Raw genomic sequence first — 16,590 nt, 5'->3', positions numbered from 1 at the left:
ACCTCCCTTCGCGCCACGGTCGTGCTGCTGGCGCTCGCCTGCGCCGCCCTCCTGCTGCGCCGCGCATCCGCCAACGTCCGCGCGGCGGTGTGGGCGGCGGCGCTGCTCGCGCTGCTTCCCCTCCCCGCCCTGCGCGGCGTTCCGCTGGCGTGGAGCGCGCACGTGGTGCCCGCCGCGCTGGCCCGGCCGATGGTGGCGATCGGGGGGACGATGGTCGCGCAGATCTGGCCCGGCGCCGCCCGCACCCCGTGGACCTCGGTGCTGGGGATGGTCTGGCTCGCCGGCGCCGCGCTCGTCCTCCTGCGCCTGGCGTGGGGATGGACGGCGCTCGCCCTCGCCGCGCGGCGTGCACGGCCGGTGGCGGATGCGGACTGGATCGGGATGGCGGATGAGGCGGCCCGCGCGCTGGGAGTGCGGCGCCGGGTGCGACTGCTGCGCGCGCCGGGGATGGAGGTGCCGCTCACCTGGGGAACGCTGCGGCCCGCCATCGTCCTTCCCGCGGACGCGGACACGTGGCCGGCCGCGCACCGCCGGGCCGTGCTGCTGCACGAGATGGCGCACGTGCGCCGGCTGGACTGCCTGCTCGCCCTCTTTGCCCACCTGACCTGCGCGGCGTGGTGGTTTCACCCCGGCGCGTGGTGGGCCGCGCACCGCCTGCGGATCGAGCGCGAGAGGGCCTGCGACGAGCGCGTGCTGCTGGCCGGCGTGCGTCCGTCGGACTACGCGGAGTGCCTGCTGCGCATCGCGGACCGGCTGCACACCGCGCGGGGGATGGGACCCGCCATTGTGGCCGCCGGGCTGCTGCGCCGCTCGCAGCTTCGCGCCCGGCTGCGCACCATCCTGGATCCGCGCCAGCCGCCCCGCCGCGCGCCCCGGGGCGCCGTGCCCGCCGTTGCGCTCGCGTCCGTGGCGCTGGTGCTGGCGGTCGGGACGGTGCGGCTGAGCCCCCGGCCGGACGTGCAGTGGCGCGCACTGGGCTCGGCGGACTGGACGACGCGCGCCAGCGCCGCGGAAAGCATCGCGCGCTTTGGCGACGCGGCGTCCGTCGCGGCGCTGCACCGGGCCATGCGCGCGGAGCCGGAGGTGCGCGTACGGGCTATGGCGCGCTTTGGCGCGGGGCTCCGCGATCCGCGTTGGGCGGAACGCGGCGCCCCCGGCTGGCCGGGCCGCTGCTTCACCCCCGGCTGTTCATCGACCGAAGTTCCCCGCTGACCGGTATGCCGCTCGCCGCCGGCCGATCGACGGCCGGCTTTCTTCACGCTCACAGGAGCCAAAATTTTGGCACATACACCCGTCCCCCGGAGCCTGCCCATGATCCGCTCGTCCGTCACGCGCATGGCGTTCGCCGCCGCGCTGCTCGCGCCCGCCTCACTCCCCGCGCAGGGGCCGGAGGGGCCGCTCTGGGATTCGTACCGCCGCGCCGCGGAGGTGGTGCGCCTGGCCGCCGAGGCGCACGGCGGCGTGGAGGCCGTCCGGGGGCTGAACGCCGCCAGCTTTCGCTGGGAAGGCCAGGACTACGCGCCCACGCAGGGCCGCATCCCCTCCGTTTCATGGGACACGGCCGGGAACGCGCGCGCGGCCATGCTCGACGTGCGGATCGACTACGCCCGCTCGCGCTTTGTGACGGACCGCGAGGCGCGCTTTGGCGGAGGATACCTGAACGCCTCGCGCCTGGCGGGAAACGGGCGTGAGTTCCTGTCCTACAACCCCGCGGCGGAGCGCGGGATGGGCGGCGTCACCTTCAGCCGCGACACGACCGGGACGACGGCGCGGCGCTTTCTCGCGTCCGCCGGGCTGAACCTGCCGGTGCTGGCCATCCGCGCGGCGATGGGTCGCGCCTCCACGCTTCGGCACCTGGGGACGGTGGAGCGCGGCGGGCGGCGGGAAGAGGCGGTAGCGTTCAGCACGGCGGAGGGTGACCCCGTGACGCTGTACTTCGACGCGGAAACGCACCTGCTCACCCGGCGCGAGGAAATGGGCGCGGGCTCGCTGGGCGACGAGGTGGACGCCACGATCTACAGCGACTACGCCACGATGGACGGATTCCGGGTGCCGCGTGCGCTGGAACTGCGGTGGAACGGCGTGCTGACGGGGCGCCAGCGGCTGGCGCACTTCCGCGCGTCCGCAGACCTGCCGGACTCGCTGTTCGCCGTCCCCGCGGGCTACACGGCGGCCGTTCCTCCCGCGCCGCTCGGCTCGGTGCGGCTCTCGGAACGCGTCGCCTACATAGAGCGGATCAACGGTTCGTACCGCTCGCTGGTGGTGGATACGGACGAAGGGCTGCTGGTGGTGGATGCGCCGCTCTCCGCGGAGTTCAGCGAAGCGGCCATCCGCGAGATCGAAAAGGTGTTCCCCGGCCGTCCCTTCCGCTGGCTGGTGCTGACGCACCACCACGGCGACCACATCGGCGGCGTGCAGGCGTACGTGGCGCGCGGCGCGACGGTGCTGGCGGCGGCGGGAAGCGAGCCGTACCTGCGCCGGATGACGAGGATCACGCGCGGCTTCGGCCGCATCGGCGGGCAGGCGGCGGCGGTCGCGGAGCCGCGCATTGAAGGGGTGACGGGGCGGCGGTCGTTCCCGGCGGGCGGGTCGCGCGTGGAGGTGATCAACGTGGGGCCCACGTCGCACGCGGCGGCCATGCTGGCCGTCTACGTTCCGTCGGAGCGCCTGCTGTTTCAGGGCGACCTGCTGCGCATCAACGAGGGGAGCGGCCCAGTCATGTCGCCGGAGGCCACGCGCGACCTGGACGCAATCATCCGCCGCTTTCGCCTCGACGTTGCGAACATCGGCGCCGTGCACGGGATGAACGGCACGATGGATGACCTGCGCGCGGCCCTGCGCAAGGCCGAAACGCTGCGTTGACACTGCGCAGGCGGGCGACTGAAGTCGCGGCAACAACGGCGCGAAGTCCGCCTGCGCGGACTGCATCGGCTGCATCGTCGCGGGCCGTGAGAACCGGCGCGCCGGCCTGTCCAGAGCGAATGAATTCGCCGCTGGAAAGCACGAAGTCCGCCTGCGCGGACTGCATCGGCTGCATCGGCTGCATCGTGCGAACGGCGGGCGTCGGCGTGTCCGTCCGCACGGGAACGTAGATGATCGCTCACCACCTCCGGGCAGGTGAGCGATCACTAGTACCTGGCTGATCGTTGCTGATGGCACCAAACCTCACCGTTCCGCCCTATCCGAGAGTTGTGCGTCAAGGCCAATCCCCAACGCGGAAAGCGTTCGCAACATCAGCGACACTTCCAGGCGCTCGCCCCCGCGTTCCAGCGCGGCCACCCACTGCCGGGTGCATCCGACGCGTTCGGCTACCTGTTGCAGAGACAGACCCAGCCGCTTGCGCTCCGTGCGCACCAGCAACCCGATCTCGAATCGTATGCACTCTCTTTCGTAGATCCTCGATGAAAAGCCGATCTGGGCATGTTAGCGATCGCTGACATGTGAGCTTATGTCAACGATCGCTAACACATCCAAAGATAGCGATCGCGGCTGTGGTGGCTGCCTGTGGAACGTGGGGAGTGTGCGGACGTGCGGCAGCGCGGAAGCCGTGGAGCGTAGACGTGGGGTGGCCCGGTTCCAGAGCGGCAGACGAGACCGGGGCGATGATCCGGCGGATGACCCATTCATGCGCGGGAGGCGGAGGGGTACTGTTTCCGCGCCAAAGGCGAAACCCGCGGCGGCCGGGTTCCGTCGTAGGAAGGGGAGCAGGTCTGACATCCGCACCGGAGCCGATCCCGTGAAGAAACTCGCCGCCGCCGCCGGGCTGGGACTCATCTCCCTGTTCATGCTCGCGGGATTCCTGAACACCACCACCGCGGCTTCCACCGGCGCCATCATCGCGGCGCTGGCGCTCACCGTGGTGCTGCCGGCGGTGAGCGCGCTGCTGCTGGTGCGCAGCCATCTCCAGGACAGGAGCCGCGTTCACGGCCACAAGGCGGCACTCCGCCGCAACGCCACCGAGGCCGAGCTGATGCGCCTGGCCCAGCGCAGCGGCGGCAAGCTGATGGCGCTGGAGGCGGGATTGTCGCTGCACCTGTCCGAGGACGTGGTGCGCGACACGCTGGACGGCATGGTGGCCCGGGGCCGCGCGGAGCTGGAGGTGACGGACGGCGGGCACCTGGTGTACGCCTTTCCCGGCCTGCGCCAGCTTGCGGACAAACGCACCGCCCGGGGGATCCTCGATGACTGACACGCTCACCCGGCTCGCCTGCCCCGCCTGCCTGGGCGTGGTGCTGCAGAAGGTGCCCGTCCGGCCCGGCCTGCACATCGACCACTGCCCGCGTTGCGGCGGGAACTGGATTCTGGACGTGGACGCTCCCCGGCTGGTGGCCGTTCCGGAGGCGGCCGCGTGCGCCGCGCTGGGCGGACGGTCGGAATCCAGCTATCTGTGCCATGGCTGCCAGGCGCCGCTCAAGCGCAACGCGCCGCGATGCAAGGGCTGCGGTTTTCCCAACGTGCTGCAGTGCCCCGGCTGCGGCACCGCCATGAGCCGCAAGCAGAGCGGGGGCGTGACGCTGGACGTGTGCGGCCCGTGCCGGGGCGTGTGGCTGGACCACGCCGAACTGGTGACGCTCTGGACCGCGGCCATCCACGCCGCGGTGGGCACCCGCAGCGCCGGGGGAGTGATGGAGCTGGGGCTGCACGGGGCCGACGCCCTGTTCGAGGTCCTGTGGTACGCGCCGGACCTCGCCGTTTCCGCCGTGGAAGTCACCGGGCACGCCGTGTCCGCGGGGTGGGAGGCCGCCTCAGTCCTTCCCGAGATCGTGGCGGAGGCGCCGGGAGTGCTCCTGTGGCTGCTGGAAGCCGCGGGAGACGCGGCCGGGGCCGTCTTCGGCCTGATCGCCGAAATTCTGGGCTCGCTGGACTTCTGATCCGCGCGGCCCGGCCAGGGCGGGTGGTGGATGAACGGCGTGCGTGCCGTTATCTTCCCCGGCTGCATCCCCTTCCGCAGATCAGACCGACCGACATCGTGATCCGAATTCATGGACGGGCGCGCGCCGCGGCGTGCGCCTTTTGCGCTGCATGCCTGTGCATCGCCTCCGCCGGCGCGCAGGCGCCCGCGCGCAAGCAGCACCAGGCCGTGCGCATCGGCGGCGCCGCGCCGCAGGTGGACGGCCGGCTTGACGACGCCGCCTGGGCCGCCGCGCCCGTGATGTCGGACTTTGTGCAGAAGGAGCCGGTGGAGGGCGCCGCGCCCGTGGACCGCACCGAAGTGCGCTTCCTGTACGACGACGACGCGCTGTACGTCGGCGCGCGCATGTACGCCCGCGACCCGCGCTCCATGACCGCGCCCATCAGCCGCCGCGACAACGGCGGGCAGGCGGAGCGCCTCCTCGTGTCGCTCGACACGTATCTGGACCGGCGCACGGCCTACACCTTTGGCGTCACCGCCGCGGGGGTGCGGCTGGACTACTATCACGGCGACGACCAGCAGTACAACCGCGACGCTTCCTTCAACCCCGTCTGGTCCGCCCAGGCGCGGATGGACAGCGCGGGGTGGACGGCGGAAATGCGCATCCCCTTCAGCCAGCTCCGCTTCAACGATCTCCCCGTGCAGCTGTGGGGGATCAATCTGAACCGCTACGTCCCCTCCCGCGAAGAGGACGTGTACTGGATCGCCGTTCCCCGCGGCGTGGAGGCGTGGAGCTCGCGCTTTGGCGAGCTGACGGGAATCCGCGGGGTGCGGCCCTCGCGCCGCATTGAGCTGGTGCCGTACGTGGCGGCGGAGGGAACGCGCCGCGGCCAGGTGGACGCGGACGACCCGTTCGCACGCGCGCGTTCGGGCACGGTGCGCGCCGGCGGCGACGCCCGCATCGGGCTGGGGAGCAGCCTTACGCTGGAGGCCACGCTGAACCCGGACTTCGGCCAGGTGGAGGCGGACCCGGCGGAGGTGAACCTGAGCGCGTTTGAGACGTTCTTCGCCGAGCGGCGCCCCTTCTTTACGGAGGGGAGCCGCTACCTGGCGGCGGACGGCCCTCGCTACTTCTACTCCCGCCGCATCGGCGCGGCGCCGCGTGCCCGGGTGGACGCCGACTACGTGGACGAGCCGCGCAACTCCACCATTCTGGGCGCCGCCAAGCTGACCGGGCGCACGCAGCGCGGCCTGTCGCTCGGCGCGCTGGCCGCGGTGACGGACGAGGCGAACGCGCGCTTCGTGAACGAGGACGGAGAGATCCGCTCCGTGCGCCTGGCGCCCCGCACGGCGTGGGGCGTGGTGCGCGCGGCGCAGGAGTTCGGCGCCAACGCGTCGGTGGCGGGCATCAACTTCTCCGCCGTGCAGCGCGGGACGGAAGCGGGCGGGCTGGACGCCGCGTGGCTGCCGCGCACCGCCGTGAGCGGCGGCGCCGACTGGAAGCTGCGCCTGCGCGGCGGCGACTACGAGGTCGGCGGGTTCGTGGGCGGCAGCATGCTGCGCGGCGACACCGCCGCCATCCGCCGCGTGCAGTCCGCCCCCGCGCACTTCTTTCAGCGGCCGGACCGCGACTACGCCGTGCTGGACCCCGCCCGCACCGGGCTGAACGGCTACACCGCGGGCGTTTCGCTGGAGCGCAGGAACGCGCGCCACTGGCTGTGGGGCGTGGGGGTGAGCGCCATCTCCCCCGGCTTTGACGTCAACGAGACGGGCCGCATGCAGGTGGCCGACTACTCCACGGCGGACGGCGAGATCGTGTACCGCGAAACGCAGCCTTCCGGCGCGCACCGCGGCTACGAGATCGAGCTGGAGACGGAGAACGGGTGGGACTACCAGGGGCTGCGCCGCCACGGCAACGTGTCGCTGGGCGGCGGGGTGACGTGGGCCAACTACTGGCACACGCAGGGCGGCGTGCGGATGGAGATGCGCCGGCTGGACGCCTCGGCCACGCGCGGCGGGCCGCGGCTGGGCTTCGGCCGCGCGGTGGTCGCGGACCTGGGCGTGCGCGGGCCGCAGACCTCGCTGGTGCGCTGGTCCGCGGGCGCCAAGGCGGGGCGCGACGCGCAGGGCGGCCGCGAGTGGGGGGTGGAAACGTCGGCCGCCATGAACCCCGGGCCCAACTGGCAGATCGCGCTGGAGCCGTACTACGAGCGCGACCGAGAGGCGCGGCAGTACGTGGCGCGGCTGGCCGGCGGGCCGGAGGCGACGCAGGGCGTTCGCTACGTCTTTTCCGCCATCGACCGCAGCACTCTGGCCGCGCCGGTGCGCATCTCCTACACCGTCACGCCGGACCTGTCGGTGGAAGTCTACGCCGAGCCCTTTGCCGCCAGCGGCCGGTACTCGCGCTTCGGGCAGGTGCCGCGGGGGCGCAGCTTCACCCTGGATCCGCTGGACGATACGGAGATCGTGGCGTGCCGGACGGCGGAGGCGGAGCCGTGCTCGCCGGGGGCCCACGTCTTCCTTGCCGGCGACGAGCCGGAGACCATCGCCCGCGACTTCAACGTGCGCTCGCTGCGCAGCAACACGGTGCTGCGGTGGGAGTGGCGGCCCGGGAGCACGCTCTTTCTGGTGTGGCAGCAGGACCGCTCGTCGGCGCTGCCGTACGGCGACGCGGTGGGCCCGCGCGCGCTGGGCGACCTGTTCGAGGTGCCGGGTAACAACTTTGTGGCGCTCAAGATGACGTACTGGCTGCCCGTGCGCTGAGCCGCGCGCGGGAGCCCGCGCCGCCGCCCGCGTTGAGCATGGGCGGCGGACGTGTTAGATTGCAGGGTTGAACACGAACTCGTACAACGACTTCCATGAGCGGCACGTTGAGCGAAGAGGTCCGCCGGCGGCGGACCTTTGCCATTATCAGCCACCCCGACGCGGGCAAGACGACCCTGACCGAAAAGCTGCTCCTGTACGGGGGAGCGATTCACCTGGCGGGGAGCGTCAAGGCGCGGCGCGCGGCGCGGCACGCCACCTCGGACTGGATGCAGATGGAGCAGGAGCGCGGGATCAGCGTGACCTCCAGCGTGCTGCAGTTCGACTACCTGGGCAAGTCCATCAACCTGCTGGACACCCCCGGCCACCAGGACTTCAGCGAGGACACCTACCGCACGCTGATGGCCGCGGACAGCGCCGTGATGCTGCTGGACAACCGCAAGGGGGTCGAGGAGCAGACGCGCAAGCTGTTCGAGGTGTGCCGGCTGCGAAAGACGCCCGTGTTCACCTTCGTCAACAAGTGCGACCGGCCGGGCGCGCCGGTGCTGCAGCTGATCGACGACGTGGAGCGCGAGCTGGGGATGAAGTGCTATCCCATGATGTGGCCCATCCTGGACGGCGACCGCTTTCTGGGCGTATACGACCGGGTGGACGAGCGCGTGTACCTCTTTGAGCGCGGCGAAGACCACGGCAGCAGCCGGGTGGAAACGCACGAGGGCGCGCTGGACGACGACCACATCCTGGCCGCCCTTCCGGAACGCGCCATCGGGCAGCTTCTGGAAGACCTGGAGCTGCTGGAGATGGCGGGGGCGGAGTTCAGCGAAGAAGCGTTCCTGGCGGGAGAGGTGTCGCCCGTGTTCTTCGGGAGCGCGCTGACCAACTTCGGGCTGGAGCCGTTTCTGCGCCGCTTCCTTCAGCTGGCGCCGGCGCCGGGGCCGCGCGAGTCCAGCACGCGCATGGTGGAGCCGGAGGAGACCGCGTTCACGGGGTTCGTGTTCAAGATCCAGGCGAACATGGACCCCAAGCACCGCGACCGCATCGCCTTTGTGCGCATCTGCTCCGGCCGGTTCGAAGCGGGAATGCAGGTAAAGCACATCCGCAGCGGCAAGCCCATCCGGCTGGCGAGCCCCACGCAGTTCATGGCGCGGGAGCGCACGCTGATTGACGAGGCGTGGCCGGGCGACGTGATCGGCATTCACGACCGCGGCAACCTGCGCATCGGCGACACGCTTTCGGCGGACGGCGACCTGGAGTTCGGCGGAATTCCGCGGTTCTCGCCGGAGCACTTCGCGCGGATCGTCATTGGCGATCCCATGAAGCGCAAGCAGCTGGATACGGGGCTGCAGCAGCTTTCGGAGGAGGGTGCGGCGCAGGTGTTCTACGCCGAGTCGCTCACCGGCCCGGCGCCCATCGTGGGCGCGGTGGGCAAGCTGCAGTTCGACGTGCTGCTGCACCGCCTCGAGCATGAGTACAACGTCAAGGCGCGGCTGGAGCACATGTCGTACACGGGCGCGCGCTGGGTGGATGGGCCCATCCGCGAGATCGAGCGGCTGGCGCACGGGCACGGCCGCATGCTGGTGTACGATGCCAAGCACAAGCCGCTGGTGCTGTTCGACAGCGAGTGGACCATGCGCACCACGGTGGACCGCGAAAAGGACCTCGTCTTTTACGACGTCGCCCCGTGACCGCTGTTTGATCGATGAGAAAAGCCCCGCCGACCGGCGGGGCTTTTCTGTTCTGGTCGACGATCCGGAGTCGGTGATGAAGTCCGGCATAGGCGCGTCCGCCCGTCCAGAGCGAATGATTGCCGATGAAGAGCACCGAGTCCGCCCCGGGGCCGGCCCGAGGATAGTTCTCCGAGCCGGTCCCCGGCGCGTCCGCCCGTCCAGAGCGAATGAATTCGCCGCTGGAAAAGCACGAAGTCCGCCTGCGCGGACTGGGGCGGAGGCATCGGTGCGAAGCCCCCATATCGGTGCGTCCGCCTGCCCAGAGCGAATGAATTCGCCGCTGGGAAAGCACGAAGTCCGCCTTCGCGGACTGGGGCGGAGGCATCGGTGCGAAGCCCCAAAACCGGCGCGTCCGCCTGCCCAGAGCGAATGAATTCGCCGCTGGAAAAGCACGAAATCCGCCTTCGCGGACTGGGGCGGCTGCATCGGTGCGGGGTACACGCATCGGGGGGCGCCTGAGCGGGGCTAACTTGCACCCCGTCAGAGATTTGTCCCTATGAGCGCGTCTGTTGAATCGTGCCCGCCTGACGGGACGGTCATCCTGAGCGGAGCGCTGCACCGGACTTTCCGCGGCTCCGAACTGTGGCGCGGAGTCGAAGGATCTACTATCCACCGAGCCAACCTCGCGACACGCACGCCCGTTCTCGCGGGGACAGCAGATCCTTCGTCGGCGCGAGACTACCGTGTGGACGCAAGTGCCTCCGGCGCCTCCTCAGGATGACAAGCCTATGCGGCGCAACAGGTTGCATCGCCAGACACTCGGAGGCGCAGTCCACCGGCCCGCCCGTCCGAATCCCGAAGCCCTGCCGTCCCCTAGTTGTCATCAAACAACCCCAGCTCTCCCGGCAACGACTTCCGCGCCTTCTTCACACGGGGCGCGGGCGGCGTGGGCTCCAGCAGGAAATCCACCTCAGCATCGGGCGCGTCCAGGCCGCGGTAGCGCACGCGGCTTTCGCGCTTGAGCAGGGCAAGGGCGGCGCGGACCTGCTCCGGCGCCAATCCACTTTCCGCCAAGCTCGCGAGCAGGTCGCGGAACAGGACCAGCGCGCCGCGGTGACGGGCGTGCAGATCGTTCGCGATCGCCTGCAGGTCCGGGCCGCGGGGGCGCGGCTCCGGGGCGGCCGGCAACACGGGGAACAGCTCCAGCACGGGAGATGGCTCCGGCTCCGGCGGCGGCTCCTCTTCGGCCTCCGCGCGGACGCCGACAGTCAGCGCGACCTCTCCGCCCGCGTCCCCGATCGCGCCGTTCAACTCCAGCGGATGCTCGGGGCGCGAGGCAGAAAGCACCACCCGGACGGAATCCTTTCCCGCCTCCAGCAGCTGCGTGCGCACGCTCCGCTCGCCCTCTTCCGTGGCGGAAAGCAGAAGGCGCAACCGCTCCGCCATGGCAGCGAGCGCCGCATCCACCCCGCCCGCCCGCTCCGCCACACGCCACGCCACCAGCCAGGCGTTCCGGTCATCTCCCAGCAACGCGGAGCAGCCCTCCACCACGCGCCGCAGATGGGGCGGATAGTCTGCCAGCGGCCCGGAAAAGCGCGCCTGCTTGCGAAAGTCCTCCTCGGGAACGCGCACCAGCAGGTCCGCCACGGGGAGCGAGGCGAAGCGGTGCAGCGCGGTCCACGGCAGCGCGCGCGCCGTCAGCGGGGCCAGGCGCAGCAGCAGCGGATCGTCCCCGGCCGCGGCGGCGAGCGCAGGGGCGGCGGCGGCGAAGGCGGATTCCATCAAGCCGATCTCGCCGGGCTGCACGGTGGCGGGATCGGTGATGCGCCGGAGGCGGTCCGCCGCGCCGATGCCGGCCAGCGCATCCGCCAGGCGCGCGACCAGGCCGGGATCTTCCTCCACCAGCACGATGCGCATCGGCATCTCCACATCCGCCATCGCGCGAACGGCGGCGACCGCGGCCGGCTGCACGGTGGAGCGGCCGACGAGCGCGGCGCGCTGCAGATCCGCGCCGGCGAACCCATCCACGAACCACGCGGATGCCGTATCATCATCGCCGTCCACCCGCGCCTCGGCCGCGCGGCGCGCCACGCCCCGGGCCCATCGCGCGGCAAACCCGCCGGCGACGGCACTGGAGAACGACTCGAGGTCGGGCGGGCGAAAGGTCACGGCTACCGGTTCAGGTCAGCGGGCGAACGTGCGCACAGGTTACGGGTGAAGAAAAGCCGAAGCAAGGGAGAGGGGCAGGGAGTAGGGAATAGGGAATAGGGAATAAGGAATAGGGAATAGGGAATAGGGAATAGGGGGCCCGGCGCGGCGGAGAACGGGAAGAGTGGTGCCGTTGGTCGGTGCAGGGCAGAGATTCGGGGCGGAGTACGGGTTGTGCGTGGGGTGGAGCGGGCGGATTTCTCCTGAACGGATGATGACGATGACTGATACTTCTTCCGCCACGGCGGGATCGATGCGCGTGGCGGTGACCGGGTCCACCGGACTGATCGGCTCGGCGCTGGTGGAGCGGCTGAAGCGCGACGGGCACACCGTCGTGCGCGTGGTGCGCGGCCGGGCCGGGCCCGGCGACGTGGTGTGGGATCCGCAGGCGGAAACCATCGACGCCGCCGCGCTGGAAGGGGTGGACGCGATCGTTCACCTGGCCGGCGAAAACGTCGGCACGCGGTGGACGGAGGACAAGAAGCGCAGCATCATGGAAAGCCGCGTCAAGGGAACGCGGCTCATCGCCCGCACCGCGGCGCACATGACGCGGCGCCCGAGCGTGTTCGTGCAGGCTGCGGCCACCGGCATCTACGGCGACCGCGGCGACGAGGTGCTGAACGAGGCGTCCGCGGCGGGAAAGGGATTTCTCGCCGACGTGGGGCGCGCGTGGGAAGGCGCCTCGGCGATGGCGGAAGAAGCGGGGATCCGCGTGGTGAAGCTGCGCTTCGGCATCGTGCTGAGCGCAAAGGGCGGCGCGCTCAAGCAGCTTCTGCTCCCCTTTCGCATGGGCGTGGGTGGCCCCGTAGGCAACGGCCGCCAGTGGATGCCCTGGCTGTCGCTGGACGACGCGGTGGAGATGATCATGAGTTCCCTGCGCGACCCGCGCTACCGCGGCGTGCTGAACGCCATCACCGGCAGCGCGCGCAACCAGGACTTCACCCGCGCCCTGGGCCGCGCGGTCAACCGCCCGGCGTTCCTCCCGGCTCCGGGGTTCGCGCTGCGCGCCCTGTTCGGCGAGATGGCGGACGAGGCGCTGCTGGGCAGCCAGCGCGCGGAGCCCGGCCGCCTGCGGGAGCTCGGGTTCACCTATCGCCATCCCACGCTGGACGATGCGCTGCACGCCGCCATCCGCGGCGGCTGACTTCGCCGGCCGGACCCGTTGCCGCGCATCCGTGGCGTAAACGGGCAATGTAAGATTCGCCGGGCGGGCGGCACTGGAGGTTCGAGCAGCACGGCCTCCGCCGCCCACCCACTCCTTCCATGCTCCGCTTGAGCCCCTCCGTTCCCGCCGAAGACGAGCTTGTCCGCGACGTGCGCGGCGGCTCGCTGAACGCGCTCGGCACGCTGTATCAACGCCACTCCCCCGCCGTGTTCGGCGCCGCGTACCGCATCCTGGGCACCCGTCCGGACGCGGAAGACGTAGTGCAGGACGTGTTCGTGGGCCTTCCCCGCGCGCTGGCCGGCTACCAGGAGCGCGGCCGGCTGGAGGCGTGGCTGCGGCGCGTGGCCGTCCGCACCGCGCTCATGCGGCTGCGCGGCCGTGCCCGCCGCCGCGAGGACGCGTTCGACGACCTCCCCGAGCTTGCGTCGCCCGATGGCGAGTCGGCGCTGGACCGCCTGGCGCTGCAGCGCCGGCTGCGGCTGCTCCCCGAGAAGCTGCGCATCGTCCTCGTGCTCAAGGAGATCGAGGGCTACTCGCACGACGAGATCGGCGCCCTGCTGGGCGTCTCGGCCGGCACCTCGGCGGTGCGGCTGTTCCGCGCATGGAAACACCTCCGCTCCGGAGCCGCATCGTGATTCATCCATCCACTTCGCGCCTGCACGGGTACGCCGCGGGCACGCTGAACAACGCCGCGCGCGCGGGCGTGGCCGCCCACCTGGAGCGCTGCGCCGACTGCCGCCGCGCCGTGGCGGACATGCGCGAGTTCCCCGCCGCGCTCACCCGCGCCACAGACGCGGCGCCCTCGCCCGCTGCCTGGGACGCCATCGCGGCGCGCGTTTCCGCCGGGGACGCGGTGCTGCTCCCTGTGGCCTCGACCGAGGCGGTTCCCGTCACGCGCCGCACGCCCTGGCTGCGCATCGCGGCGGGCGTGCTGCTTCTGCTCGCGGGCGCGGCGGCGGCCATCCGCTCCACGCGGGAGGCCGCGGCGGAAGCCAGCGAACTCAGCTTTTCCCCCGCGACCCCCGTCGCGGGCGGGGACGTCGGTGTCGTGTACCGTGCGGGAGCGCTGCTGGCCGGCGCGGACAGCCTGGTGCTGCGCGCACGGCTGCTCACCGCGGCGGGGCGCGGGATGGCCGGGGCGCCCACCGTGCGCCTGGGCACGCTGCGGCGGGACGGGAGCGAGTACCGTGGCCGCTTCGCCTTTCCCGACTCCGCCGTGTACGCGGTGTTCGCGGTGGAGAACGGCGGCGCGTCGCGGGTGGACCACAACGGCGAGCAGTGGGACCTGATGGCGCACGACCGCGCAGGCCGCCCGCTTCCGGACGCGCTGCTGCAGCGTGTGGATGACGTGCAGAGCCGCGACACGCGCCTGATGGAGCAGACCGCGCGGCGGATGACGGAGCTGTATCCGGAGCGCGTGGATGGGTGGATGTGGCTGTTCCACGCGCAGACGGCCAACGCAACCCGCGAGCGGGCGGACAGCGTGACGCGCGAGCACCGCGCGCGGCTGCAGGCGTTTTCCGCACGGCTGCGCGCCCGGAGCGCACGGACGGCGGAAGAGGTGAGCGGCGTGCTGTGGTACGCCGACGCGCTGGACGACTCGGCGGCGGCGCACGAGTGGCGGGATTGGATGTACCGCAACGCGCCGCTGGACGTCACGTCGCGAAGGCACCGCGTCTTTCAGGTGGTGCGTGGCCGCGGGCCCGAGCGGCTGGCGGAACTGGAGCGGATGTGGGAGCCCAGCGGGGACGCGGTCGCGGCGCAGGTGCCGTTCAGCGGGTTTCAGCTCGCGGCGGCGGCGGGTGACGACGAGGCCCTGCTGCGCTGGGGCGACCGTATGGTACGGATAGAACCTCGTTTCATCGCGGTCCTGGCGCGGATGAGCATGACGCGCCCGGCCATCCGCCCCGCCGCGATGGAGCGCACCCGGCTCGCGCTCCGCGACCTGGACGCCGGCGGCGATGACCGGCGTCCGCTCACTGCCACGCGCGCGGAGCACGAACGGTCGAGCGATGGCGCGCGCGGCTTGTTCCTGGGGCTGCTGGGCCGCGCGCTGGCGGAAACCGGCAGCACCCGCGCGGCGCTGGACACGCTCTCGCGCGCCGTGGCGGCCACGTGGGACCCCGCCGTATTCCGCGGCGCGGCGCAGGTGCGGCTGCAGGTGGGCGACACCGCCGGGGCGCTGCCGCTGCTGGCGCGCGTGGCCGCCGACCCGTCCACCGGGGCGGGCTTCGCGGACAGCGCGCGGGCCATGCTCGGGGCGCGCTACGACCGGGCGGGCTGGGCGCGCGAGGTGGCGGCTGGGCACGGGGAGATGCGCGCGCGCGTCATGCGGTCCGCCGTGAACCTGCCGGTGCGTGGCGAGATCCGGCTGCAGCGCCCGGGCGGCGGCGAGCAGACCTTTTCCGCCCGGAGCGACAGTGTAACGGTGGTGGCGTTCTGGTCGCGCTGGTGCATGCCCAGCAAGCAGGATCTCCCCGAACTGCAGCAGATCGCCGCCGAACTGCGGCGCCGCGGCGTGCGCGTCATCACCGTCACGCACGACGAGCCGCCCGCAGCGCTGCGCGAGTTCCTGGCGAGCAACGGGCTGACGTTCCCCGTCTTCTTTGATCCAGACAACGCCGCCCGCCGCGCGCTGCAGAACCAGGGAACGCCCAACTACATCGTCCTGGACCGCACGGGCCGCATCCGCTTTCACACCTACGGAACCGAAGACCTGCTCGCCCAGGCTGACGCCCTGCGCGACGGCGCGGATGCTCCGGTGGATGCGGCCGTGACAAACGCGGACAGGTAGCCGCGCGGGAGCCGTTACAATGCACGCAATCCGGCAGATATCATCCGTTACAATGCTGGCGCGGGTACGTCGACGGGCTGATTTTGCACGCCTTGGAGGAAGCGGCGTAGCTGTCAGAAGTCCCTGCCGCAGAGCCACTTGCGAAGGTCGTCCACTCGCCGCATCGACGGACCGTTACATTCCGGGCCTTTGATCACCGGGTTATCCGTTACAGTGACAATCCTCCATCCGCGCGGCTTGGCGTGACACGCGACGGAGAGCGGTCGGGAGCGGCCCGGCGGCTTGTCCTCCAAATCCTGACATCTCCTTCCATGGCAGCGCGTTAGCTTTGCAGAACGTTGGCGCCGTGGGAATCCGGCGCGCGGAGATCAGGAAACGGAGCGGGACGATGCCGAACAGGATCCGCGTGGTGCTGGCGGACGGCGACGCGGTGCTCCGCGGCAGCCTGCAGGCGCTGCTCGCGCCGCATGACGACGTGGTGGTTGCAGGGCAGGCCGGGACGGCGGACGAGGCGGCGGAAGTGGCGCGGCGGCTTCGCCCCGACGTGGTGGTGCTGGACGTGGCGATGCCCGGCATGGCGGCCGCGGACGCCACCTGCCGCATCGCGGAACTGGTGCTGCACACGCACGTGCTGGTGCTGACGGCGGAGCCCGAAGAGGAATGCCTGATCCCCGTGCTGGAGGCGGGCGCCAGTGGCTTTGTGCGCAAGGCGAGCGCGGAAGATCTGCCGCAGGCCATCCGCACGGTGGCGGCAGGTGAGGTGTTTCTGTACCCCAGCGCCACGCGGGCCCTGCTCAGCCGCTACCAGCAGGCGCGCGAGCCGCAGGACCCCGGCCTGCTGGCGCGGCTGAGCGACCGCGAGCGCGAGGTCCTCACGCTGACCGCCGCCGGCTACAGCAGCGCGGAGGTGGGCAAGAAGCTGTTCCTGAGCCCCAAGACGGTGGACACCTACCGAGCCAGGATGATGCAGAAGCTGGGGCTGAGCCACCGCGCCGACCTCGTGCGCCTCGCGCTGGAGAGCGGGATGCTCAGGTCCGCATAGGTTCGCCCCCCGGACCGGGGCCGTTCGGCTGGCGCGGCGGTTCGGATAAGTGCTACTATGATGGCGGATGTAGCCGTTATCTGCACCTAAAGGGCAACA

Annotated in this window: 12 protein-coding genes; 10 read left to right on the top strand and 2 right to left on the bottom strand. The window is 71.5% G+C overall.

Going from position 1 to position 16,590, the window contains the following annotated elements; translation table 11 throughout:
- Together VF665_RS00615 and VF665_RS00610 are read left to right on the top strand one after the other, a co-directional pair.
- A partial coding sequence (locus VF665_RS00615) for a M56 family metallopeptidase (protein ID WP_331051456.1) occupies nt 1-1,212 on the top strand: 1,212 nt, incomplete at its 5' end.
- Between the two features lie 99 nt (nt 1,213-1,311).
- Nucleotides 1,312-2,862, top strand: coding sequence for an MBL fold metallo-hydrolase (locus VF665_RS00610; protein WP_331051455.1), 1,551 nt, complete (start codon nt 1,312-1,314; stop codon nt 2,860-2,862).
- Between the two features lie 303 nt (nt 2,863-3,165).
- On the opposite strand, the gene VF665_RS25975 is transcribed toward VF665_RS00610, so the two are convergent.
- Nucleotides 3,166-3,360, bottom strand: a complete 195-nt coding sequence (locus tag VF665_RS25975) for a helix-turn-helix domain-containing protein (RefSeq protein ID WP_414677889.1) — start codon at nt 3,358-3,360, stop codon at nt 3,166-3,168.
- A gap of 376 nt (nt 3,361-3,736) precedes the next feature.
- Between VF665_RS25975 and VF665_RS00605 the strand changes: the two genes are divergently transcribed.
- The 4 genes from VF665_RS00605 (at nt 3,737) to VF665_RS00590 (ending at nt 9,300) form a co-directional block, all read left to right on the top strand.
- Nucleotides 3,737-4,189 (top strand): hypothetical protein, encoded by a 453-nt coding sequence (locus VF665_RS00605; protein ID WP_331051454.1) that lies wholly within the window; start codon nt 3,737-3,739, stop codon nt 4,187-4,189.
- A complete protein-coding gene (locus VF665_RS00600) occupies nt 4,182-4,871 on the top strand; it encodes a zf-TFIIB domain-containing protein (protein ID WP_331051453.1) in 690 nt (229 codons plus the stop codon). Before VF665_RS00605 ends, VF665_RS00600 begins: the two co-directional genes overlap by 8 nt.
- A 98-nt stretch (nt 4,872-4,969) precedes the next feature.
- A complete protein-coding gene (locus tag VF665_RS00595; RefSeq protein WP_331051452.1) occupies nt 4,970-7,615 on the top strand; it encodes a DUF5916 domain-containing protein in 2,646 nt (881 codons plus the stop codon).
- Nucleotides 7,616-7,710: 95 nt separating this feature from the next.
- Nucleotides 7,711-9,300: a peptide chain release factor 3 gene (locus VF665_RS00590; protein ID WP_331051451.1), complete on the top strand. Its 1,590-nt coding sequence runs from the start codon at nt 7,711-7,713 to the stop codon at nt 9,298-9,300.
- An 855-nt stretch (nt 9,301-10,155) separates the two neighbouring features.
- On the opposite strand, the gene VF665_RS00585 is transcribed toward VF665_RS00590, so the two are convergent.
- The gene (locus VF665_RS00585; RefSeq protein WP_331051450.1) at nt 10,156-11,451 is read right to left on the bottom strand and encodes a hypothetical protein; all 1,296 of its coding nucleotides are present in this window, start codon (nt 11,449-11,451) and stop codon (nt 10,156-10,158) included.
- Nucleotides 11,452-11,710: 259 nt separating this feature from the next.
- Here VF665_RS00585 and VF665_RS00580 point away from each other — a divergent pair, with 259 nt between their 5' ends.
- From VF665_RS00580 to VF665_RS00565, 4 genes are all read left to right on the top strand, one after another.
- Nucleotides 11,711-12,634 carry a TIGR01777 family oxidoreductase gene (locus VF665_RS00580; protein ID WP_331051449.1) on the top strand — a complete coding sequence of 308 codons (924 nt, stop codon included), beginning with the start codon at nt 11,711-11,713 and terminating at the stop codon, nt 12,632-12,634.
- 119 nt (nt 12,635-12,753) lie between these two features.
- On the top strand, nt 12,754-13,290 hold the full coding sequence (locus VF665_RS00575; protein ID WP_331051448.1) for a sigma-70 family RNA polymerase sigma factor: 537 nt from the start codon (nt 12,754-12,756) through the stop codon (nt 13,288-13,290).
- Nucleotides 13,287-15,449: a redoxin domain-containing protein gene (locus tag VF665_RS00570; protein WP_331051447.1), complete on the top strand. Its 2,163-nt coding sequence runs from the start codon at nt 13,287-13,289 to the stop codon at nt 15,447-15,449. The genes VF665_RS00575 and VF665_RS00570 overlap by 4 nt, the downstream gene beginning before the upstream one ends.
- 388 nt (nt 15,450-15,837) lie before the next feature.
- Nucleotides 15,838-16,491, top strand: a complete 654-nt coding sequence (locus VF665_RS00565) for a response regulator transcription factor (protein ID WP_331051446.1) — start codon at nt 15,838-15,840, stop codon at nt 16,489-16,491.
- The last annotated feature ends 99 nt before the right edge of the window (nt 16,492-16,590 follow it).

Origin of the sequence: Longimicrobium sp., from assembly GCF_036387355.1 — a bacterium.
Classification (GTDB): domain Bacteria; phylum Gemmatimonadota; class Gemmatimonadetes; order Longimicrobiales; family Longimicrobiaceae; genus Longimicrobium.
The sequence above is the reverse complement of the archived record's forward strand: the minus strand, read 5'-3'. Positions and strand labels throughout refer to the sequence as shown.

Coding starts and splice junctions, on each gene's coding strand:
- VF665_RS00610 (WP_331051455.1), top strand. CDS start 1,312: ATGATCCGCTCGTCCGTCACGCGCATGGCGTTCGCCGCCGCGCTGCTC.
- VF665_RS00600 (WP_331051453.1), top strand. CDS start 4,182: ATGACTGACACGCTCACCCGGCTCGCCTGCCCCGCCTGCCTGGGCGTG.
- VF665_RS00590 (WP_331051451.1), top strand. CDS start 7,711: ATGAGCGGCACGTTGAGCGAAGAGGTCCGCCGGCGGCGGACCTTTGCC.
- VF665_RS00580 (WP_331051449.1), top strand. CDS start 11,711: ATGACTGATACTTCTTCCGCCACGGCGGGATCGATGCGCGTGGCGGTG.
- VF665_RS00575 (WP_331051448.1), top strand. CDS start 12,754: ATGCTCCGCTTGAGCCCCTCCGTTCCCGCCGAAGACGAGCTTGTCCGC.
- VF665_RS00565 (WP_331051446.1), top strand. CDS start 15,838: ATGCCGAACAGGATCCGCGTGGTGCTGGCGGACGGCGACGCGGTGCTC.